The sequence below is a fragment of the Acidocella sp. genome (genome assembly GCF_035535915.1).
Lineage (GTDB): Bacteria > Pseudomonadota > Alphaproteobacteria > Acetobacterales > Acetobacteraceae > Acidocella.
The window spans coordinates 62,328-79,775 of the sequence record NZ_DATLPB010000081.1; the positions used below are offsets into that span (position 1 = coordinate 62,328).

The 17,448-nt window shown below is 61.8% G+C and carries 14 protein-coding genes; 5 read left to right on the forward strand and 9 right to left on the reverse strand.

The window, feature by feature from the left end:
* Nucleotides 1–57 precede the first annotated feature (57 nt).
* From VNC39_RS10090 to VNC39_RS10110, 5 genes are all read right to left on the reverse strand, one after another.
* The gene (locus VNC39_RS10090) at nt 58–1,383 is read right to left on the reverse strand and encodes an MFS transporter (RefSeq protein WP_325398749.1); all 1,326 of its coding nucleotides are present in this window, start codon (nt 1,381–1,383) and stop codon (nt 58–60) included.
* A 120-nt stretch (nt 1,384–1,503) separates the two neighbouring features.
* Nucleotides 1,504–2,652, reverse strand: a complete 1,149-nt coding sequence (locus VNC39_RS10095) for a mandelate racemase/muconate lactonizing enzyme family protein (RefSeq protein WP_325398751.1) — start codon at nt 2,650–2,652, stop codon at nt 1,504–1,506.
* The gene (locus tag VNC39_RS10100) at nt 2,649–3,947 is read right to left on the reverse strand and encodes an MFS transporter (RefSeq protein ID WP_325398753.1); all 1,299 of its coding nucleotides are present in this window, start codon (nt 3,945–3,947) and stop codon (nt 2,649–2,651) included. Before VNC39_RS10100 ends, VNC39_RS10095 begins: the two co-directional genes overlap by 4 nt.
* 85 nt (nt 3,948–4,032) lie before the next feature.
* Nucleotides 4,033–5,124 carry a mandelate racemase/muconate lactonizing enzyme family protein gene (locus tag VNC39_RS10105; protein ID WP_325398755.1) on the reverse strand — a complete coding sequence of 364 codons (1,092 nt, stop codon included), beginning with the start codon at nt 5,122–5,124 and terminating at the stop codon, nt 4,033–4,035.
* A 10-nt stretch (nt 5,125–5,134) separates the two neighbouring features.
* Nucleotides 5,135–5,512, reverse strand: a complete 378-nt coding sequence (locus VNC39_RS10110; RefSeq protein ID WP_325398757.1) for a DUF4440 domain-containing protein — start codon at nt 5,510–5,512, stop codon at nt 5,135–5,137.
* Between the two features lie 107 nt (nt 5,513–5,619).
* On the opposite strand from VNC39_RS10110, the gene VNC39_RS10115 reads away from it, so the two are divergent.
* The 5 genes from VNC39_RS10115 to VNC39_RS10135 all read left to right on the forward strand — a co-directional run bounded on the left by VNC39_RS10115 (nt 5,620) and on the right by VNC39_RS10135 (nt 13,592).
* Nucleotides 5,620–6,537 carry a LysR family transcriptional regulator gene (locus tag VNC39_RS10115; RefSeq protein WP_325398759.1) on the forward strand — a complete coding sequence of 306 codons (918 nt, stop codon included), beginning with the start codon at nt 5,620–5,622 and terminating at the stop codon, nt 6,535–6,537.
* Between the two features lie 444 nt (nt 6,538–6,981).
* On the forward strand, nt 6,982–9,111 hold the full coding sequence (locus tag VNC39_RS10120; RefSeq protein WP_325398761.1) for a hypothetical protein: 2,130 nt from the start codon (nt 6,982–6,984) through the stop codon (nt 9,109–9,111).
* 73 nt (nt 9,112–9,184) lie between these two features.
* Nucleotides 9,185–10,582, forward strand: a complete 1,398-nt coding sequence (locus tag VNC39_RS10125) for a M20 family metallopeptidase (protein WP_325398763.1) — start codon at nt 9,185–9,187, stop codon at nt 10,580–10,582.
* Nucleotides 10,583–10,603: 21 nt separating this feature from the next.
* Nucleotides 10,604–11,734, forward strand: coding sequence for a serine hydrolase domain-containing protein (locus VNC39_RS10130; RefSeq protein ID WP_325398765.1), 1,131 nt, complete (start codon nt 10,604–10,606; stop codon nt 11,732–11,734).
* Between the two features lie 331 nt (nt 11,735–12,065).
* A complete protein-coding gene (locus VNC39_RS10135; protein ID WP_325398767.1) occupies nt 12,066–13,592 on the forward strand; it encodes an ABC transporter substrate-binding protein in 1,527 nt (508 codons plus the stop codon).
* Between the two features lie 92 nt (nt 13,593–13,684).
* On the opposite strand, the gene VNC39_RS10140 is transcribed toward VNC39_RS10135, so the two are convergent.
* The 4 genes from VNC39_RS10140 to VNC39_RS10155 are packed head-to-tail and all read right to left on the reverse strand — an operon-like array spanning nt 13,685 to nt 17,434.
* Nucleotides 13,685–14,662 (reverse strand): ABC transporter ATP-binding protein, encoded by a 978-nt coding sequence (locus VNC39_RS10140; protein ID WP_325398769.1) that lies wholly within the window; start codon nt 14,660–14,662, stop codon nt 13,685–13,687.
* The gene (locus VNC39_RS10145) at nt 14,659–15,651 is read right to left on the reverse strand and encodes an ABC transporter ATP-binding protein (protein WP_325398771.1); all 993 of its coding nucleotides are present in this window, start codon (nt 15,649–15,651) and stop codon (nt 14,659–14,661) included. Before VNC39_RS10145 ends, VNC39_RS10140 begins: the two co-directional genes overlap by 4 nt.
* A complete protein-coding gene (locus tag VNC39_RS10150; protein ID WP_325398773.1) occupies nt 15,648–16,523 on the reverse strand; it encodes an ABC transporter permease in 876 nt (291 codons plus the stop codon). Before VNC39_RS10150 ends, VNC39_RS10145 begins: the two co-directional genes overlap by 4 nt.
* A complete protein-coding gene (locus tag VNC39_RS10155) occupies nt 16,520–17,434 on the reverse strand; it encodes an ABC transporter permease (protein WP_325398775.1) in 915 nt (304 codons plus the stop codon). Before VNC39_RS10155 ends, VNC39_RS10150 begins: the two co-directional genes overlap by 4 nt.
* Between the last annotated feature and the right edge of the window lie 14 nt (nt 17,435–17,448).

A 17,448-nucleotide genomic window follows, 5' to 3' on the forward strand; every position in this document is an offset into this window, starting at 1 on the left:
GATACGGTGCCTTCTCCCGACGCTTGATAAGTTATGCCGCCATTCGTTCTCCGGAGATCATCTCTCAATGTCGCGGCGCAATCCGTCTTGCATGAGCATGTTCACGACCAGCACCATGCAGGCCGCCATGGTCATGACGGCGGCAAGAAACACGAGAGAGCTTGAAAATCCCCCGGTCTGCGTCCGGATCCAGCCGATGACGTAGGGACCGATGAATCCGCCAATGCTGCCAACCGAATTGATGAGTGCGATTCCTGCCGCGCTGGCCGTCCCGGTCAAGAGTTCCGTCGGCAACGTCCAGAAGGATGGAACCGCCGAGGAAATCCCCGCCACGCCAATGGCGAGCCCGAGCAAGCCGAGCAGCGGCGAATGGACCGATGCCGTGATGAGGAAGCCGCAGGCGGAGCAGAGAAAGGGCACCACCACATGCGCGACCGGACGCCCCGTGCGGTCGGCGTTCCAGCCGCAAAACAGCACCGCGCCCACCGTGAAGAGCGACGGAATGGCTGCCACGAAGCCCGTTTCCAGAGCCGAGAAACCAAAGCTCTTCACGAACAGGGGCATCCAGATCGCGGCACCGGTGGTTCCGATGACAATGCCCACCGATACGAGGCACATCAGCAGGACCCGCCGGTCGCGCATGGCATCGCCAACGGAAAAACGTTGCCGGCGTTCGCGCTCGCGGCGCTCACCGGCGATCAGCGTGGCGACGGTGCTCTGCTCCGTCGGCGTCAGAAACGATGCCCGTGTGGGATCGCGGGGCAGAAGGACAGCGATGAGCAGGCCAATGATCACCGCCGGGGCGCCCTCGATCAGGAACACCCACCGCCAGCCGTCCAGGCCGAGCCAGCCATTCATGGCGGTCAGGATCAGGGAGGATAGAGGAGAGCCGATCACGGATGAGATCGGCACCGCGATGGTCGTGAGCGAAAATATGCGCGCGCGGTATTTTCGCGGGAACCAGAGCGTGAGGTAGAACATCAGGCCGGGATAGAAGCCGGCCTCGACGGCGCCGAGCAGGATGCGCACGGCGTAGAAACCGTGGCGGCCGGAGACGAAGCCGGTTACGGCCGAGACCAGGCCCCAGCTGATCATGATCCGCGCGAGCCAGACGCGCGCGCCGACTTTGGCCAGGATGAGGTTGCTCGGCACCTCGAGCAGAACGTAACCCAAAAAAAACAGCCCGGCGCCTGTGCCGAAGACCAGCGACGTGAAGCCCAGATGGCTGTTCATCTGCAGCGCGGCAAAGCCGACATTCACGCGATCAAGAAAAGCGGAGACGTAAGCGAGGAGAAGCAGCGGCAGGATGCGCCAGCCGATTTTCTGGAACAGCGCATCGGTTTCTTCGATGGATAAGGTTGTTGGGGCGACGATGTCACTCACCTTGTGTTCCCCCTGTTATTTTTTGTGATGTCTTGGGCGGTTCCGCGCGCCAAGCGCCCTGCCTGCGTCAGGCCGGGCGCTTGGCGCCGGTTTCGCCAATTCCGGGTGGTCTGGCGCCGTTCAGTCGAGCGCGACATGCCAGTGATCGGACAGCCACGGGCTGAGACGTTCGGGCGACAGCGAAATGCCAATGCCGGGCGCGTCAGGCACGGCGACCGTGCCATCTGCCCCGAGCTCGGGTTCGCCAAGCAGAGCGAGCAGCGGGTTCGGTGTGACGTCATATTCGATGAATGGATAGGCGAACGGTCCTCCGCCCTTGCGCGGCGGAAGCACGGCAGCGGCCTGTAAAGCCGCGGCGAAATTGACGATCGTGCCGAACACGTGGGGCATGATCGGGACGCCGAACGCTTCCGCGAGTGCGGTGATCTTGCGGAAGCCGGTGAAACCGCCGCAGACGGTGAGATCCGGCTGGAGGACGGCAAATGCGCCGGCCTGCAGGAAATCGCGGAAAGCGGCCAGGCTTGCGAGCGCCTCACCGCCCGCGATGGCGCAGGGTGCGGCCCGCGCCACGGCCTGATAGCCGGGGATATCCTCAGGCGGCACGGGCTCCTCGATCCAGAGCAGCCCGGCGGCTTCCATACGCCGCGCGGAGTCGATGGCCGCGGCGGCCGTGTAGCCCTGGTTGATATCGACCATGAGAGCGGGCTCCGGGCCCATGACGTCACGGAGGCGGCTGACCATGACGCCATCCGCCTGTGGGGTCACCCCGGCGCGCGGCTTGATCGCGCGAAAACCACGTCGCAGCAGTGCTTCGACCTTGGTCGGATAGGCCTCGTAGGGATCGGGGCCCTCGACCAGAAACGGCCCGCTGGCATAGGCCGGAATCCGCTGGCGCATCGCACCGCCGAGCAGTTCGGCGACGCCGATGCCCTGAAGCCGGGCGACGAGGTCGTGCAGCGCCATATCGACGGCCGAAACGGCCATCATGGCGGCGCCCCGGCGATCATAGCCGAGCCTGGCGACCATATCATGCCAGATCCGGCCGATGTTGTGCGCCGGTTGCCCGAGAATGATGCTTGCGAGGTTATTCTTCAAAAACGCGCCGGCGGCATAGGGAGAGGCGAACACCTCACCCCACCCTGTGGTACCGTCGGCCGCCCGGATGGCGACAAGCATGAAGTCGCGCCGGCGGATAAAGAGGGAGGCATTGCCGAGGGCCGGCTTCGGAGCGAAGCCAACATAATAGGCGTCGATTCGTACGATTTTCACGCGTCCTCCAGCGTTGTTTGGTTTGAGTGAGGCTTTGAAAGGTTGGAATTGCGGCCGATCCCGGTGGCGCGGTGGTCCTTGATCTGAGTCGCGAGCAGCGCGCCGATCCATAGGCTGCCCACCAGGATCATCGCGCCGATCGTGAAGGAGCCTGTCTCCTGGCGGACATAGCCCACTGCATAAGGGCCGATGAACGCGCCGATGTTGCCGATCAGCGAGATCATCCCCATCGCGGCGCCGCGTTGTTCGGGGGCGAAAAGTTCGGCCGGGATCGCCCAGAAGGGGGCATGCGGCGCGAATAGAAAGAAGCCCGCACAGACGAGGAAGGTGAGGGAGAGAATCTCATTGTGCGCCAGCACCGAGATGAGCAGGAACAGGCCGAGCCCGAAGAGCGAAAGCGACACGAGGCGCTTGCGAAGGCCGGTCCGGTCGGAGAGGCGCCCGATTACCAGCAGCCCCAGAAGCGCTGCAAGATAGGGCAGGGTGGAGAGAAGGCCGGTCGCGACCACGCCGTGGTTGGCGAGCGACTTGATGATCGCCGGCACCCACATGAAGAGCCCGGCCGCGCCCACCAGCCAGAAGCAATAGGTTGCACTCATCAGCAGCACCCGCCGGTTCAAAATGGCGGCGCGGTAACCACCATGCGCAACAGCGCCCCGCCGTACCGTCTGCTCGGCGAGAAGATGCGCGCGCTCGCCTGCGCCGAGCCACGGCGCCTCTTCGGGGCGGCTGGCCGAGCGCAGGAAATAGAGCAGGCCGAGGCCGATCGCGGGCAAGCCTTCGATGATGAACAGCGCGCGCCAATCGAATGTCGAAAGCAGCAGGCTGGAAATCGGGCCCATGATGATGAAGGAAAGCGGCAGGCAGGTGAGCCAGATGCTGTTCGCCGTCGCGCGCTCCCGCCCCGGAAACCAGCGGGCCAGCACGACGAGGATCATGGTCCATACGCCGCCATCGATGAGCCCCAGCAGGAAGCGGAGGATGAGGAGTTCTGTGCCGTTCTGCGCGAAGCCGGTTGCCGCGGCGACCACGCCCCAGGCGACCGAGAACAGCATGATGAGCGTCTTCGCGTCGTACGTCTCCACAAGGATGCCGCTTGGGATCTGCAGGAGTATATAGCCGAGATAGAATATGCCGCCGGAAAGTCCGGCCTCGGCCGGACCGATATGCAGATCCTTATTCATCCCGCCGATGACGGCGAAGCCGATATTGTTCCGGTCGATGAAATTGATGATGTAGAGCGCGAGCAGATAGCCCAAGACCCGCGTCCAGCGAGAGCCGGCCTGGAATGGCATTTCGGACGTTCCCTTCGAATTCTTGTTGCCGAAATCTTATGTTTCTTGTCGCGATGGGACCGCCCGCGCGGCGGCCGATCTCCTCCTATGTGACGCGGTAGCGTTCGATCACCGCCGGGTCGGGATCGCAGCCGAGGCCAAAGGCTGTTGGCATTTTGATGCGGCCCCCCTGAGGTTCCGTGTAAGGGCTGAACGGACTCGCCTCGAGATCCATGAACAGCCGCTCGAGCGGTTCCGCCCGGGGCAGGCAGGCCGCGATATGCATCGAGGCCAGGTAGCCGGGCCCGAAATAGGCGCAATGCGGCACCACGCGGACGCCGAACGCATCGGCCAGTGCGATGATCTTTCTGACTTCGCTGATGCCGCCGATCTTGGTCACGCTTGGCTGCGCGATATCGATCGCGCCATGTTCGAACATCGCGCGGAAATCCGTGAATCCCGCCGCGTTCTCACCGGCGGCGATCGGAACCCCTTCCTTGCGCAACGCGGCGAGCAGCTTGTGGTCCTCCGGCCGCCAGATCGGCTCCTCGACCCAGGCAATGTCGTAGCCGCGCATGGCGCGCACCTTGTCGACCGCCTCGCTGAGTGTCCAGGGGCAGTTGGTGTCGACAATCAGCCGGGGCGCCGCGCCGATGGCCTCGCGCGCGATGCCGACGAGTTCGGGGTGGATCTCATGCAGCTTCACGTCTTGGTAGCCGAGCTCCACGGCATGGCGCGCGTTCCGCGCCAGCGTCTCCGGTTCACCGTAGCGCAGCAGGCTCGCATAGACCGTCAGCTCATCGCGGAAGCCGCCGCCGAGCAGCTTGTAGAGCGGCATTTGCGCGCGTTTGCCGGCAAGGTCCCAGAGCGCGATGTCGAGACCGGAAAGGGCGTAGATGACGGGCCCGTTGCGGCCGAACAGATGGAGCGCTTTGGTGAGGTCGCTCATCAGCTCGTCGATGCGCGACGCGTCGTGCCCGATCAGTTGCGGCACGATCATGCCGTCGAGGATCAGTTTGGTTGCGGGCGCGACGGCGTGGCCGAAACCCTCGCCCCAGCCGACCAGTCCGTCTTCCGTCTCCACGCGCAGCATGAGAATATTGAGCGCCGAGGCTGGCTGCCCTGCGATTTTCCGTGCGCCGCCGCCGATCTCGTAGGGGATTTGCAGAAGCACTGTTTCCGCTTTGATGATCTTCACGGTCGCCGCCTCACGCCGCCGGAAAGGCCGAGGAATGGTGGTGGATGATTTGCCAGCCCGCTGCCGCGCGTTGCAGCGCGAAGGTGAACCGCGCCTGCACGCTCTCCGTCTCGCCGTTGCGCCGGCGCTGGAACATGTAGGTGCCGACCGCCAGCGCATGCGTATCGCCAAGCCGGTCGACGCGTTGCCCGATGAGTTCAACGGTCGAGGTGCCGGAGAAATAGGCGTGGATGTCCTGCTTGCCGGTCCGCAACGGGCCCTTCGAGGTTCCGAACAGCGTTGCGTCGTCGGCATAAAGGGCGACGATCTGCGGTACTTGTCGCGAATTGAATGCGGTGACCCAGGCAGGCACCAGATGCTCGGGAGCATCCACTTTCATGGTCGACATGATTTCCTCCGATTGCGGATTGAGTGCCGCTTATATCGAGGATGCGAACCCAGGGCTATTCTGTCAAATAAGAAACCAGGCTATACGCATAACCAATGGTTATGGGTGTGAACGCCAGGCATCTTGAGCTGCTCCGCTGCGTTATCGAGGCCGGCAGCCTTACCGCCGCCGCCGCGCGCCTTGGCATCTCGCAGCCGGCCGTGACCAAGGCGGTGCGGCTTATGGAGGACCAGCTCGGCTTTCCGCTCTTTTTGCGCCAGCGTGGCCGCCTGGTGCCGACCGCGGAGGCGCGCATGTTGCTGCCGGAAATCATCCGCGCGACCAGCGCGCTCGACGCCGTCAACCGCCTTGCCGAAGATCTTCAGGGCCTGCGCGCCGGCATCGTCACCCTCGCCACGACGCCGGTGCTCGCCAACAGCATTGCCGCCGAGGCGGTGGCGCATTTCCAGTCACAGCACGGCGGCGTGGCCGTGGACCTGCAGGTGGTGCTGAATCACGAAGCGGTGGCCGCGGTCGCCGACCATCGTGTCGATTTCGGCCTGGTGCTGGCGCCGGCCGAGCATGCGCATGTCTCCGGTGAGGATGTATGTGCCGCAGAGCTCATTTGCGTCATGGCGCCCGGCCATCCGCTCGCGCGGTCCAGCTCCATCTCGGTCGCCGAACTGGCCCGGCACAAGCTGATCTCTTTCGATCGCCAGCAGCCGCTGGGCGCCCTGGTCGACGAGGCGTTCAAGGCCGCCGGCCTGCGCCGGGTTGTCGCGGTGCAGGTCTCGCAATCCACTACCGCCTGCGCGCTCGCCAGCGCCGGGGCCGGGGTGGCGGTCATCGACGGTTTCACAAGCGCGGAAGCGCGGGCGGCGGGACTCGTGGTCCGCCCGCTTGCGCCGGCCGTTCTGGCCGTCGCGCGCCTGCTCCTGCCGCGGCACCGGCCGCTGTCACGCCCCGCAAGCCGCTTGATCGATGCGATCCGTGCCGTCGCCGGCGACATGCGCTTCGAAAATGTCGGGAGCAGGGGAGGATGTTAGTTGTGCGCGCCGCCCTTGGAAAGGCAGGACTTATTTTGGCGCATTTTTTGCTTGTTAGCCGCGCACAAGCTAGGAGAGTCGGATGGCATCGCGTGAAGAAGCTGTTGCACAAGCAATAGCCTGTTGGCTGCCTGGGGCGCAGGGGAAACATCGCGCGCAACAACGCCATCGCTGCCATGCTGGCCAAGGAAATGTCTTGGTCGCAAATACAAGATGCAACTGGCTGTAGCCGTGGGACGGTCACCAAAATAGCGCCGCGGCTTCGGGCTGAGGCCGAGGCTGCATAATACCGAGCATCGCCGGGTGCGCCGCCCCCTGAGTTTTGCCCGCTGACAATTTTTTGGCTCTTTGATAGTATTTGATAATGACTTCCGAAGTCTTGACGTCGCTCGGCCAGTCAGGAGGGGCGATAGCAGCACCCGGTTATTGTGTAGGGAAAAGCCAGTGAACCAAACGGGCAAAAGCCAAGGTGAACTTCTAAATGCGATTCAAGCATCGCGCGGAATGGAACACATTAACAGGTCCCATCACCGAACGTTTTCGCTGAATATTTTTCAGATGAATGCCCAAGAGTTGATCGATATAGCCAATCGCGTAAACGACCCTGATGAAGGTCTGCGATTGATGTCACAAGACAATCGAGAGGCAGGTGATCAGACGCACAGGGAAGTCACGCGGCGGGTTCACAATTTCGTCGCGGCCGCTCTCACGCTCGTAGAACATACGCGCGTCTTTATGCGTGAGCAATATGCTAACACACCTGTACTGGCGCGCTTTGAACAGAAGATTTCCGCTGAGCTTGCCAACGAGCCCGTTGTGAAATTTGTCCAGAATCTACGCAATTTTATGCTGCACAAAGGCTTGCCTGACTCTGAAATGTATTTGCATTTCCAGTCAAATCCGGACTCACATACTAAAGGAGGGGAGTTGACTACAGGCATACACATCCGTGCAGCCAAACTCTTGGAGTGGGACGGCTGGTCGCCCCCAGCGCGTGCGTTCATCAAAGGTTCGGGCGAATTCGTCGATATCCGCATTTTTGCGAAAGCGTATACTGACAAGATAGTGGCGTTTCAGGATTGGTTGAAAATAGAGCTTAATAAGGTTCATGCGGGTGACATAGAAGAATTGCGTGCGCTCCAAATGGAAATGGGCGAACGCTTTCCGCTCCCACCGTCGATGGCAGAACTTGCCGCGCCGCCTCAAAATACTGCGGAAAATGAAGACAAGTATGCTTTCACTCCTGACCGCAGCAGTGCACTAGATGCGGCAGCGGATGAGCTTTTGAAAAAAGTCCGTAAGATCGAGTTGCCGGATCGGCGTGACGTGGCCTTTTTCGGAGAGCGCCCGATTAGTGGGACCATTACCGACCGAGACATGGTCGAAGAGCCCCTTTTTTGGGGTTTCGACACGGCAGGCCGTCATGTGTTCACTTTCATTTACAGGGACGATGGCGTTTTCGGACTAGACGAAAGCATATTCGCCGAAATACAAATGCTCGTAGACGGTGTTTTGAAATCACAATGGGCAGGAAAGGCGCTTAGCCGTTCATTTATCGAAAAAATTACGATCAAATGGCTTCAGTCGAAATTCAAAGGGGTGGAATCGCAACCGTTCTCCAAGGCAGTATCAACGGAGAGTGAAGAGGCCGTGAAGCCTCTAGAATTCTGGGCTCCGATTGCATTCCTCGAAGTAGAAACATCCTTTCTTCTGGGGCCAGCTGAAATTGCACCCTTTTCCAAAGCTAAGATGGACGCTTTGGAGGCCAAGGCTTTGGCTGGCGCCCCTGCATCACACGAGAATATTTCCCAACTATTCGGCCAAATGCGTAAACGTATGCAAGGTTTGGCGGCTGTGGTCTATCGGATGGAAGCGGAGCCGGTACGGATTGAAGAGGAAGGCGAAGCTCTTGCCCGGATAGCGATTGATCTTCTGAGATTTTTCTCTCCTGCTGCTGCGAATTTTCCGGCCGTGTGTGCAAATGCGCTTCTTGGGTCGGAAGTTACACCCACGTCAAATCTGCTGGTTCTAGGCGACACCTCATTTAATTATAGCGAACGGAATCTCCTTCGTAGTGTACCCAACTGGCAACTGCCTGATGGGGTCGTGCGCCAAATGCGGCCTGCCTTGGACGCGATTGGAAAACTTGTGCGACCCGACGGACTTAGCCATTTCGCCTTATCCATCAGATCGAGCGTAACGCTTTTCGGCACCGGAGCGACCTTTGTAAATCTGATGGAGCGTCTAACATATTCGCTTTCGGCCCTCGAAGCCGTATTGCTCCGGCATTCTGCTGAACCTGTCGAGTTCAATGTAGCAGAGAGAGCGAGCCTGCTGATTGGACAAGAACGGGTGTCGCGCGAGGATGTGGTGCGTAAGGTGCGGGAAGCGTATCGACTTCGGGCGCGCCACGACATCGCGCCACTTACTCCATTTGAACTGGGATCGGTGGGGACCTTTTTCCGCTACGCTCATCAGGTGGTCTGTGTTGCACTTGCAAATGCCGACACGTTCGGGACAGTCGTCGAGTTCGTTGCTTTTGTTGAGGGCATTAAGCTGAGCCATCCCGCGTAGACTAGACGCACGCACACTTTGGCGCGTTTATTGCAGGTTTTTCTCCGTATCGTATTGCCGGGAGCAAAGAAGAATGGGATCACGTGAAGAAGCTGTTGCACAAGCGATAGCCTGTTTTGACCAGGGTCAATTCCAGCAGAAGCTGGCCGAATTGGTAAACATTCCCAGTACCTCGCAGGATGCCGGCTATGCCGCCGATGTCGCGCGTTATGTGCAGGGGGCGATCCGGCCCTGGCTGGAGCAGATGGGATTTTCCGTCGAGATTTATGAAAATTCCAACCCGGCTGGCGGCCCGATTCTCGTTGCGAGCCGCATCGAGGATCCCGCCCTGCCCACCGTCTTGACTTATGGTCATGGCGACACGGTGCGAGGGTTGGACGAGCAGTGGCGGGAAGGGCTTTCACCCTGGGTGCTGAAGCCCGAGGGCGCGCTTTGGTATGGCCGCGGTTCCGCCGATAATAAAGGCCAGCACGCGATCAATCTGATGGCGTTAGAGGCCGTGCTGGCCGCGCGCCGGGGCCGGCTTGGCTATAACGTGAAAATGCTGCTGGAGATGAGCGAAGAACGTGGCTCGCTGGGCTTGCGCGAATTCGTCGCCGCGCATCGCGAGCTGTTAGCGGCCGATGTGCTGCTGGCCTCTGACGGGCCGCGTGTGGCGCCCGAGACGCCGACCATCGCGACCGGCACGCGCGGAACCTTTCATTTCGATTTGGTGGTGTCGCTGCGCCCGGGGGCAGTGCATTCCGGCCATTGGGGCGGGCTGATCGCCGATCCGGCGCTGATCCTGGCGCAGGCCTTGGCCAGCATCTGTGACCGCAAGGGGCGCATTCTGGTGCGCGACTGGCTGCCGCCGGGCGGTGTGCCGGCGAGCGTGAAACAGGCGCTGGAGGGGTGCGTGGTGGGCGGCGGCGGCGAGATTGAGCCGGACCCGGACTGGGGCGAGCCTGGCCTGACCGCCGCGGAAAAAATCTATGGCTGGAATGGCTTTATCGTCCTGGCCATGATTTCCGGCCGGCCGGAGAATCCGGTCAATGCGGTGGCCGGCGAGGCGCGGGCGCATTGCCAGATCCGGTATGTCGTCGATGTGCCGCCGGAAACCTTCGTGCCGGTGCTGCGCAGGCATCTGGATGCCGCCGGCTTCCCGGACGTCGCGATCGAGAAGGCGGCGGTGCGGCTGGCGGCGAGCCGGACGGACCCCGCCAATCCCTGGGTGCGGTTCGCTGCGGCCAGCATGGAAAAAAGCCTCGGGAAAAAAATCCAGGTGATCCCGAATGCCTCAGGCGGCTTGCCGGGCGATATCTTCATGGATCATCTCGGCGTGCCGCTGGTCTGGGTGCCGCACAGCTATAACGGCTGCAAACAGCACGGGCCGGACGAGCATCTGTTGGCCCCGATCGCCCGTGAAGGCTTTGCCGCCTTTGCCGGGCTATGGTGGGATCTCGGTGAAGGCAACACACCGGCGTCACGCTGACGCGGCGCGAAAGGAAAGACGATGTCCACGGAAAATGACGTTCCCTCAAGGGACGAATGGCAAAACCTGTCCGTCGCGGCAGCAGGGTTCGATCCGGACCGGCTGCAGGAGGCGATTGCCTTCAGTGTTGCCAATGAATGCAAATGGCCGCGCTCGATGTACCTGCCGGACGGGCAATATATCGGCACCGCGCATATCGGCGACAAAGCCGAGCATGCCGAAGTGCTGGGCCCTGTGGTGCCGCGCGGCGGGCCCAACGGGCTGGTGCTGCGGCATGGCAAATTGGTCGCGGAATGGGGCGATACGCGCCATGCCGACATGACGTTTTCGGTGACCAAAAGTTATATCGGCATGCTCGCCGGCATCGCGGTGGCGGACGGGTTGATCGCGGATCTCGATGCGCCGGTGGGCAAGGACGTGGATACCGGCTGGTTTGATGGTTCCCATAACGCGCGCATCACCTGGCGGAATCTGCTTCAGCAGACCAGCGAATGGCAGGGTACGCTGTGGGGCAAGCCGGATTCGGCGGACCATAACCGCGTGGTGGGTGGTACGGCCAGCGGCGGCGCGCATAAAGGCACGGTGCGTGAATTGCGGGCGCCGGGCACGCATTACGAATATAACGATGTGCGTGTGAATCTGCTCGCGGCGTGTCTCACGCATCGCTTCCGCCGTTCGCTGCCGGAGGTGCTGAAGGAGCGCGTGATGGACCCGATCGGCGCCAGCCGCGATTGGCAATGGCATGGCTACCGGAATGCCTATCTGGAGCTGGACGGTAAATCCGTACCCAGCGTTTCCGGCGGCGGACACTGGGGCGGCGGCATGGTGATTTCCTCGCGCGATCATGCGCGCATGGGGCTGCTCATCGCCCGCGGCGGGCGTTGGGGGACGCAGCAGATCCTCGCCGCAGATTGGGTGGCACAGATGCTGACCCCATCGCCCGCTCTGGCCCAATACGGGTTCTTGTGGTGGCTGAATGGCACCGGCGGCAAACGTTATCCGAGCGCGACCGAGCGCAGCGTGTTCGCGCAAGGTGCCGGGGCCAGCATCGTCTGGATCGAGCCCGATCTCGACCTCGTGGTGGTGACGCGCTGGATCGCCGGCGAGGCGGTGGACGGCTTTACCGCGCGGGTGCTGGCAGCGCTTGGATAGGGAAAGCGGCCGCTTTTTGAAAAAAGCGGCGCAAAAACTTTTATTATGCTGGGTCATGGGCGTTGTCGCCGACAAAGCCCATGGCCCAGAGTAAACAAAGTTTTTTTGCTACTTTTTGTTCACAAAAAGTAGCGTCTTCCTTTTTCTCGTCCGCGCTATCTTGTGGTGCATTTTTGCGCTTTTGCTAAAACGTTGGATGATAACTGCATTCTTTTGGCGCGAATGCGGTTTCTCCGCGCCCGATTTTTGGCGTTCTCAGGTATGATTTGTTTTGCGGCGCCACCGATGCCTGCTATCTCTTCCGAACAAGAATATGAGAGGCGAGGCTTCGATGAAGATTAAATCCTGGCTGCGTTCAGCTCTGCTGGCAGCGTGTGCGAGCAGTGCAATCGTCGCGCCGGCGCTGGCGCAAAAGTCGCAGGACACGCTGCGGATCACATGGCGTGACGCGATTCCAGATGTCGATCCCTATTACAACTCGTTGCGCACCGGCATGGTCTTGGCCTTTCTCGCCTACGATGGCCTCGTCTATCGTGATCCGGTGACGGGGAAGATCGAGCCTGACCTCGCCACCTCGTGGACCCAGGTCGACCCCACCACCATCGATTTTACCCTGCGCAAGGGCGTGACTTTTCAGAACGGCGATCCGTTTACCGCCGATGACGTGGTGTATACGATCAATGACATCATCCACGACAAGCAGGTCGCGATTCCAAGCTATTACCGGTTTCTTGCCGGCGCGGAAAAAATCGATACCTATCATGTGCGGCTGAAGCTGACCGGCGTGTCTCCGGCGGCCCTGCAATATCTGGCGATGGTGGTGCCGATCTGGCCGAAGAATTACCGCGAGAAGGTTGGCGCCGATGCCTATGCGCAGGCGCCGATCGGCACCGGGCCCTATCAGATCATCAAGGTGGATGGCACCACGGAGATCGATCTCAAACGTTACGATCATTATTTCGCCGGAGGGCCGCGTCGGCCGGCTTCGATCGAATATATAAAAATTCACGAAGTGCCCGACGAAACAACGGAAATGACCGAGCTGCTCGGCGGCCAGGCAGATTGGATCTGGGGTTATAATCCGGACCAGTATGCCGATGTGGCGCGTATGCCGATGCTGCATGCGCTGCGTTATCCGACCATGCGTGTGTACTACATGACCATCGACGCGGCAGGTCGTACCGGTGCGCATAACCCGCTGACGAATGTCAAAGTCCGGCAGGCGATGATGTATGCCATTGACCGCGTGACCATGGCGAAGCGGTTGCTCCCGGGCGGTTCGCAGGAGATCGATACGCCATGCTATCCGTCGGAATTCGGCTGCGATGTGTCGGCGGCGGTGAAATACCCGTATGATCCGGCGAAAGCGAAGCAGTTGCTCGCCGAGGCAGGTTATCCAAACGGTTTTACCACCACGCTCGTTTCCTATATGCCGCCGCAGTTCAATGCCGCGATTCAAGACTATCTGCGCGCCGTCGGCATCAATCTGCAGATTCAGCAGTTGCAGATCGGGGCCGCGGTGGCGGCGGCACAGGCAGGCAAGACGCCGCTCTGGGGCGGTAGCTGGGGCAGCAATTCCATCAACGATGCATCTGCCTTTATGCCGTATTTTCTTGGTGGCGGGGCAGATGATTACGCGCAGGATCCGGAAGTGCAGAAACTGCTGCAGGAGGCGGGCACCTCTTCCGACCTTGCTCAGCGCAAGGCGCTGTACGCCCAAGCGATCCACATCGTGACGCAGAATGTCGAGTTTATTCCGCTGTTCAACGACGTACGCACCGTCGGATTTTCCAAGAACCTGACCTTCCAGGGATTTCCGGACGATCTGCCGCGCTTCTATCTCTCTTCCTGGAAATAGATTTCCGCTGCGGGCCGAAGTTTCGCTGGAGTCGGAAGACTCCAGCGAAACTTCATTATATTCTGGATGCATGAAGCGCCCGTCGGGCGGCGTCAGCTACCGAGGCATTGGGCTGCGGCTTTTGCCGGTTCGGATCGATCTGCCGCGAGCAGGCATTCAGCGAAATGCCGGCCGTAGGCATGCATATCCGGCGTGGTCACCGCGCACTCGGAAAATGCTTTTGGGCAGCGCGGATGAAAACGGCAGCCACTCGGAATGTTCGATGGGTCCGGCGCGGTCTGGCCGAGCCCGACATCGGGAATGCCGCGCCCGGGTTCCGGCGTGAGCACCGAGGCGAGCAGCGCCTGCGTGTAGGGATGGGCGGGATCGCGGAACAATGCCGCCGAGGGCGCTTGTTCAACGATGCGGCCGAGATACATCACCGCGACATGGCTCGCGATATGCTCGACCACCGCGAGGTTGTGGCTGATGAACAGCAGGGTCAGGTTCAGTTCCCGCCGCAATTCGGCAAGGAGGTTCAGAATCTGCGCCTGCACCGAGACATCGAGCGCGCTGGTCGGCTCGTCGCACACCACGATGCGCGGCTGCAGCACCAGCGCACGAGCGATGGCGACACGCTGGCGCTGGCCGCCGGACAGCTGCGCCGGCAGACGTTCCGCCATGTCCGGCGAAATGCCGACGCGGTCGAGAATTTCCATGACGCGCGCCTTGCGGACCGCAGCGGAGAGATGACCTTGTGCTGCGAGCGGCAGTTCGACGATGTCGCGGATACGCTGGCGTGGGTTGAGCGAGGAGAACGGGTCCTGAAATATCGGCTGGATGAGCCGGGCGCGTTCGCGCCGGCCCATGCCCGCGAGGGCGTGCCCTTCCACCAGCACCCCGCCGTCGCTGGGCGGCAGCAGGCCCATGATCAGTCGCGCCAACGTGGATTTTCCGCAGCCGGATTCCCCGACGATGCCGAGCACGTCGCCGGTATTCACGGTGAAGCTGACGCCATCCACGGCGCGCACAACGCGGCCGCTTTGCGCGAAATGACGGTGCAGATTGGTGACTTCGATCGCAATCGTCATACCGTCTCCTGGGTCCAACCCGGCGCCAGGCGGCAGAGATAATCATGGCCCGAGCCGGGCGACTGTGTAGGGACGGCACCGGCGCATTCGGGCGCGGCGCGGCTGCACCTGTCGCGGAAACCGCAGCCGGTGAAGCCGTGGGCAAGGCGCGGCACGGTGCCGGGAATGTTGCCGAGCGGCGCGCCGCTCTGGCCGCCGCCAGGAACGGGGACGCAGGCGAGCAGCCCGCGCGTATAAGGGTGAGACGGAGCGGCGAAGAGCGGTTGCACCGGCCCGCTCTCCACCACCTGCCCAGCATACATCACCGACACATGGTGTGCCATGCGCGCGACCACACCGAGATCGTGTGTGATCATCAACAGCGCCAGGCCGCGTTCCTGCTGGATCTCCTGCAGCAGCCGCAGGATCTGCGCCTGCACGGTGACGTCGAGCGCGGTGGTCGGCTCGTCGGCAATCAGCAATTCCGGGTCGCACATGAGAGCCATGGCGATCATCACCCGCTGGCGCAGCCCCCCGGAGAGCTGGTGCGGAAACTGGCCAAGCCGCATCGCGGGCGCGGTGACGCCGACACGGGCGAGCAGGTCGGCTGCCTTGTCGAGCGCCTGGCGCCGTGTCGCGTGGCGGTGGCGTTCCAAGACCTCCGCCATCTGTGAGCCGATCGTATAAGCGGGGTTCAGGCTGGTCATCGGCTCCTGAAAGATCATCGCGATCTTATCGCCGCGCAGCCGCGCCATTTCGCGTTCAGGAAGTTTCAACAAATCCTGCTGATGAAAGAGGATATGATCGGCAGAACGCGTTACCCCCTTGGCGAGCAGGTTCATCACCGACAACGCGGAGACGGATTTGCCGCAGCCTGACTCGCCAACCAGGCAATGCGTCTCGCCGCGATGAATGCGCAGCGAGAGGCCGCGCACCGGTTCGGCCCGCGTGCCGATGGCGATCCGCAGATTGGCGATATCCAGTACCGGATTGACGGACGACACGCTCATTGCAGGCGATCCGCGCCGAGCAGGTTGCGCAGACCATCGCCCAGCAGGTTGATGCCGAGCACGAGCACGAACAGAGCGATGCCGGGAATCATGATCACCCAGGGGCTGAAAAACATGTAGTCCTTGGCTTCGGCGATCATCAACCCCCAGCTTGGCAGCGGCGGCGGCACGCCGAGGCCAAGGAAGGAGAGTGAGGCTTCCAGCATGATCGCCAGCGCCATTTCCAGCGTCGCCACAACAATCAGATGATTGGCGATGTTGGGCAGCACTTCGCGCAACAGAATATGCAGGCGCGACGCACCAGCGGCTTCGGCGGCGGCGACATAGTCGAGATGGCGCACTTGCATGGTGGCGGTGCGTGCGACCACGGCGAACCGGTCCCAGAGCAGCAGGCCGAGTGTGAGGATGACGAGCGTGAGCGAACTGCCAATCATCGCCACCACGGTGAGCGCGACCAGGATGATCGGGATCGACAGGCGGCAGGTGATCAGGAACATCACCGCATCGTCGACGCGGCCGCCATAGAACCCGCCGAGCAGGCCAAGCGTGATGCCGATCAGCCCCGAGGCGATAACGGTGGAAACGCCGATAATGATCGAGATGCGCGCTCCGAAGATGAGGCGGGAGAAATAATCGCGGCCGAGCTGGTCGGTGCCGAGCAGATGGCCGGGTTGGCCGCCCATCCAAAGCGGCGGGATCAGGCGATTATTGAGATTCTGCACGAACGGATCATGCGGCGCCAGAAGCGGCGCGAAGATGGCGACGAAGGTTGCGAATCCGACGATCGCCGCGCCAAGCAAGGTCAGGCTGTGGCGCAGGATCGGAAACCGTACGCGCCGCCTTATGGCAGGCAGGGGAGCCACGGCGCTCATCGCCGCAGCCTCGGATCGAGCAGGGCGTTGACAAGATCGGCCAGCAATGTGAGCGCAATGTAGATGAGGGCCAGGAACAGTACGATCGCCTGCACCACCGGAAAGTCGTTTTTGGTGATGGAATCCCAGGCGAGATAACCGACGCCCGGCAGCGCGAACACCGCCTCGATGACCACGGACCCGCCGAGCATGTAGCCGAGCTGCACCGCGGTGATCGCAACCACCGGCATTGCCGCGTTGCGCAGCGCATGTTTGAGAACGATCTTGCTGCGGCTGAGGCCTTTGGCCCGCGCGGTGCGGATGTAGTCGGCGGCCAGGGCCTCGATCATGCCTGAGCGGGTCAGCCGCATCAGCGCCGGCACGGCGGAGAAGGCCAGGACAATGGCCGGCAGGATATAGCCGCGCCAGCTATCGACCCCGGAGATCGGGAACCATTGCAGATCAAGCGCCAGGTAAATGATCAGCACAAGGCCAAGCCAGAAACTCGGCATGGCCTGGCCGATCAACGCGACCAGCATGATCGCGCGGTCCGCGATCGTGCCCTCACGCGCGGCGGCAATGATGCCGAGTGGGATTGATATGGCGAGTGCGATCACGATGGCGGTCAGCCCGAGCGTGAGTGTGATTGGCAGGCGTTGGCGGATCAGGTTCCAGACCGGCACGTGATAGAGATAGGAGCGGCCGAGATCGCCCTCTGCGGCGTGCCGCGCCCAGTCGAGGAACTGCACCGGCAACGGGCGGTCGAGGCCATAATTTTTGGTGATGATGGCGATGTCGGCGGCCGAGGCGTTGGGCCCGGCAATGGAGGCGGCGAGGTTGCCGGAAAGGCGCGTTAGCGTGAAGCTGATGACCATGACGGTCACGCAGGCGAGTATCGCAAGCAGCAATCTACGCAAGAAGAACAGCCACATGCCTAATGCCTACG

Bases quoted from the DNA above. Each gene is read 5' to 3' on its own strand.
- VNC39_RS10130 (WP_325398765.1), top strand. From the start codon at position 10,604: ATGTCCACGGAAAATGACGTTCCCTCAAGGGACGAATGGCAAAACCTG.
- VNC39_RS10140 (WP_325398769.1), bottom strand. From the start codon at position 14,662: ATGACGATTGCGATCGAAGTCACCAATCTGCACCGTCATTTCGCGCAA.
- VNC39_RS10100 (WP_325398753.1), bottom strand. From the start codon at position 3,947: ATGCCATTCCAGGCCGGCTCTCGCTGGACGCGGGTCTTGGGCTATCTG.
- VNC39_RS10155 (WP_325398775.1), bottom strand. From the start codon at position 17,434: ATGTGGCTGTTCTTCTTGCGTAGATTGCTGCTTGCGATACTCGCCTGC.
- VNC39_RS10110 (WP_325398757.1), bottom strand. From the start codon at position 5,512: ATGTCGACCATGAAAGTGGATGCTCCCGAGCATCTGGTGCCTGCCTGG.
- VNC39_RS10150 (WP_325398773.1), bottom strand. From the start codon at position 16,523: ATGAGCGCCGTGGCTCCCCTGCCTGCCATAAGGCGGCGCGTACGGTTT.
- VNC39_RS10125 (WP_325398763.1), top strand. From the start codon at position 9,185: ATGGGATCACGTGAAGAAGCTGTTGCACAAGCGATAGCCTGTTTTGAC.
- VNC39_RS10135 (WP_325398767.1), top strand. From the start codon at position 12,066: ATGAAGATTAAATCCTGGCTGCGTTCAGCTCTGCTGGCAGCGTGTGCG.
- VNC39_RS10145 (WP_325398771.1), bottom strand. From the start codon at position 15,651: ATGAGCGTGTCGTCCGTCAATCCGGTACTGGATATCGCCAATCTGCGG.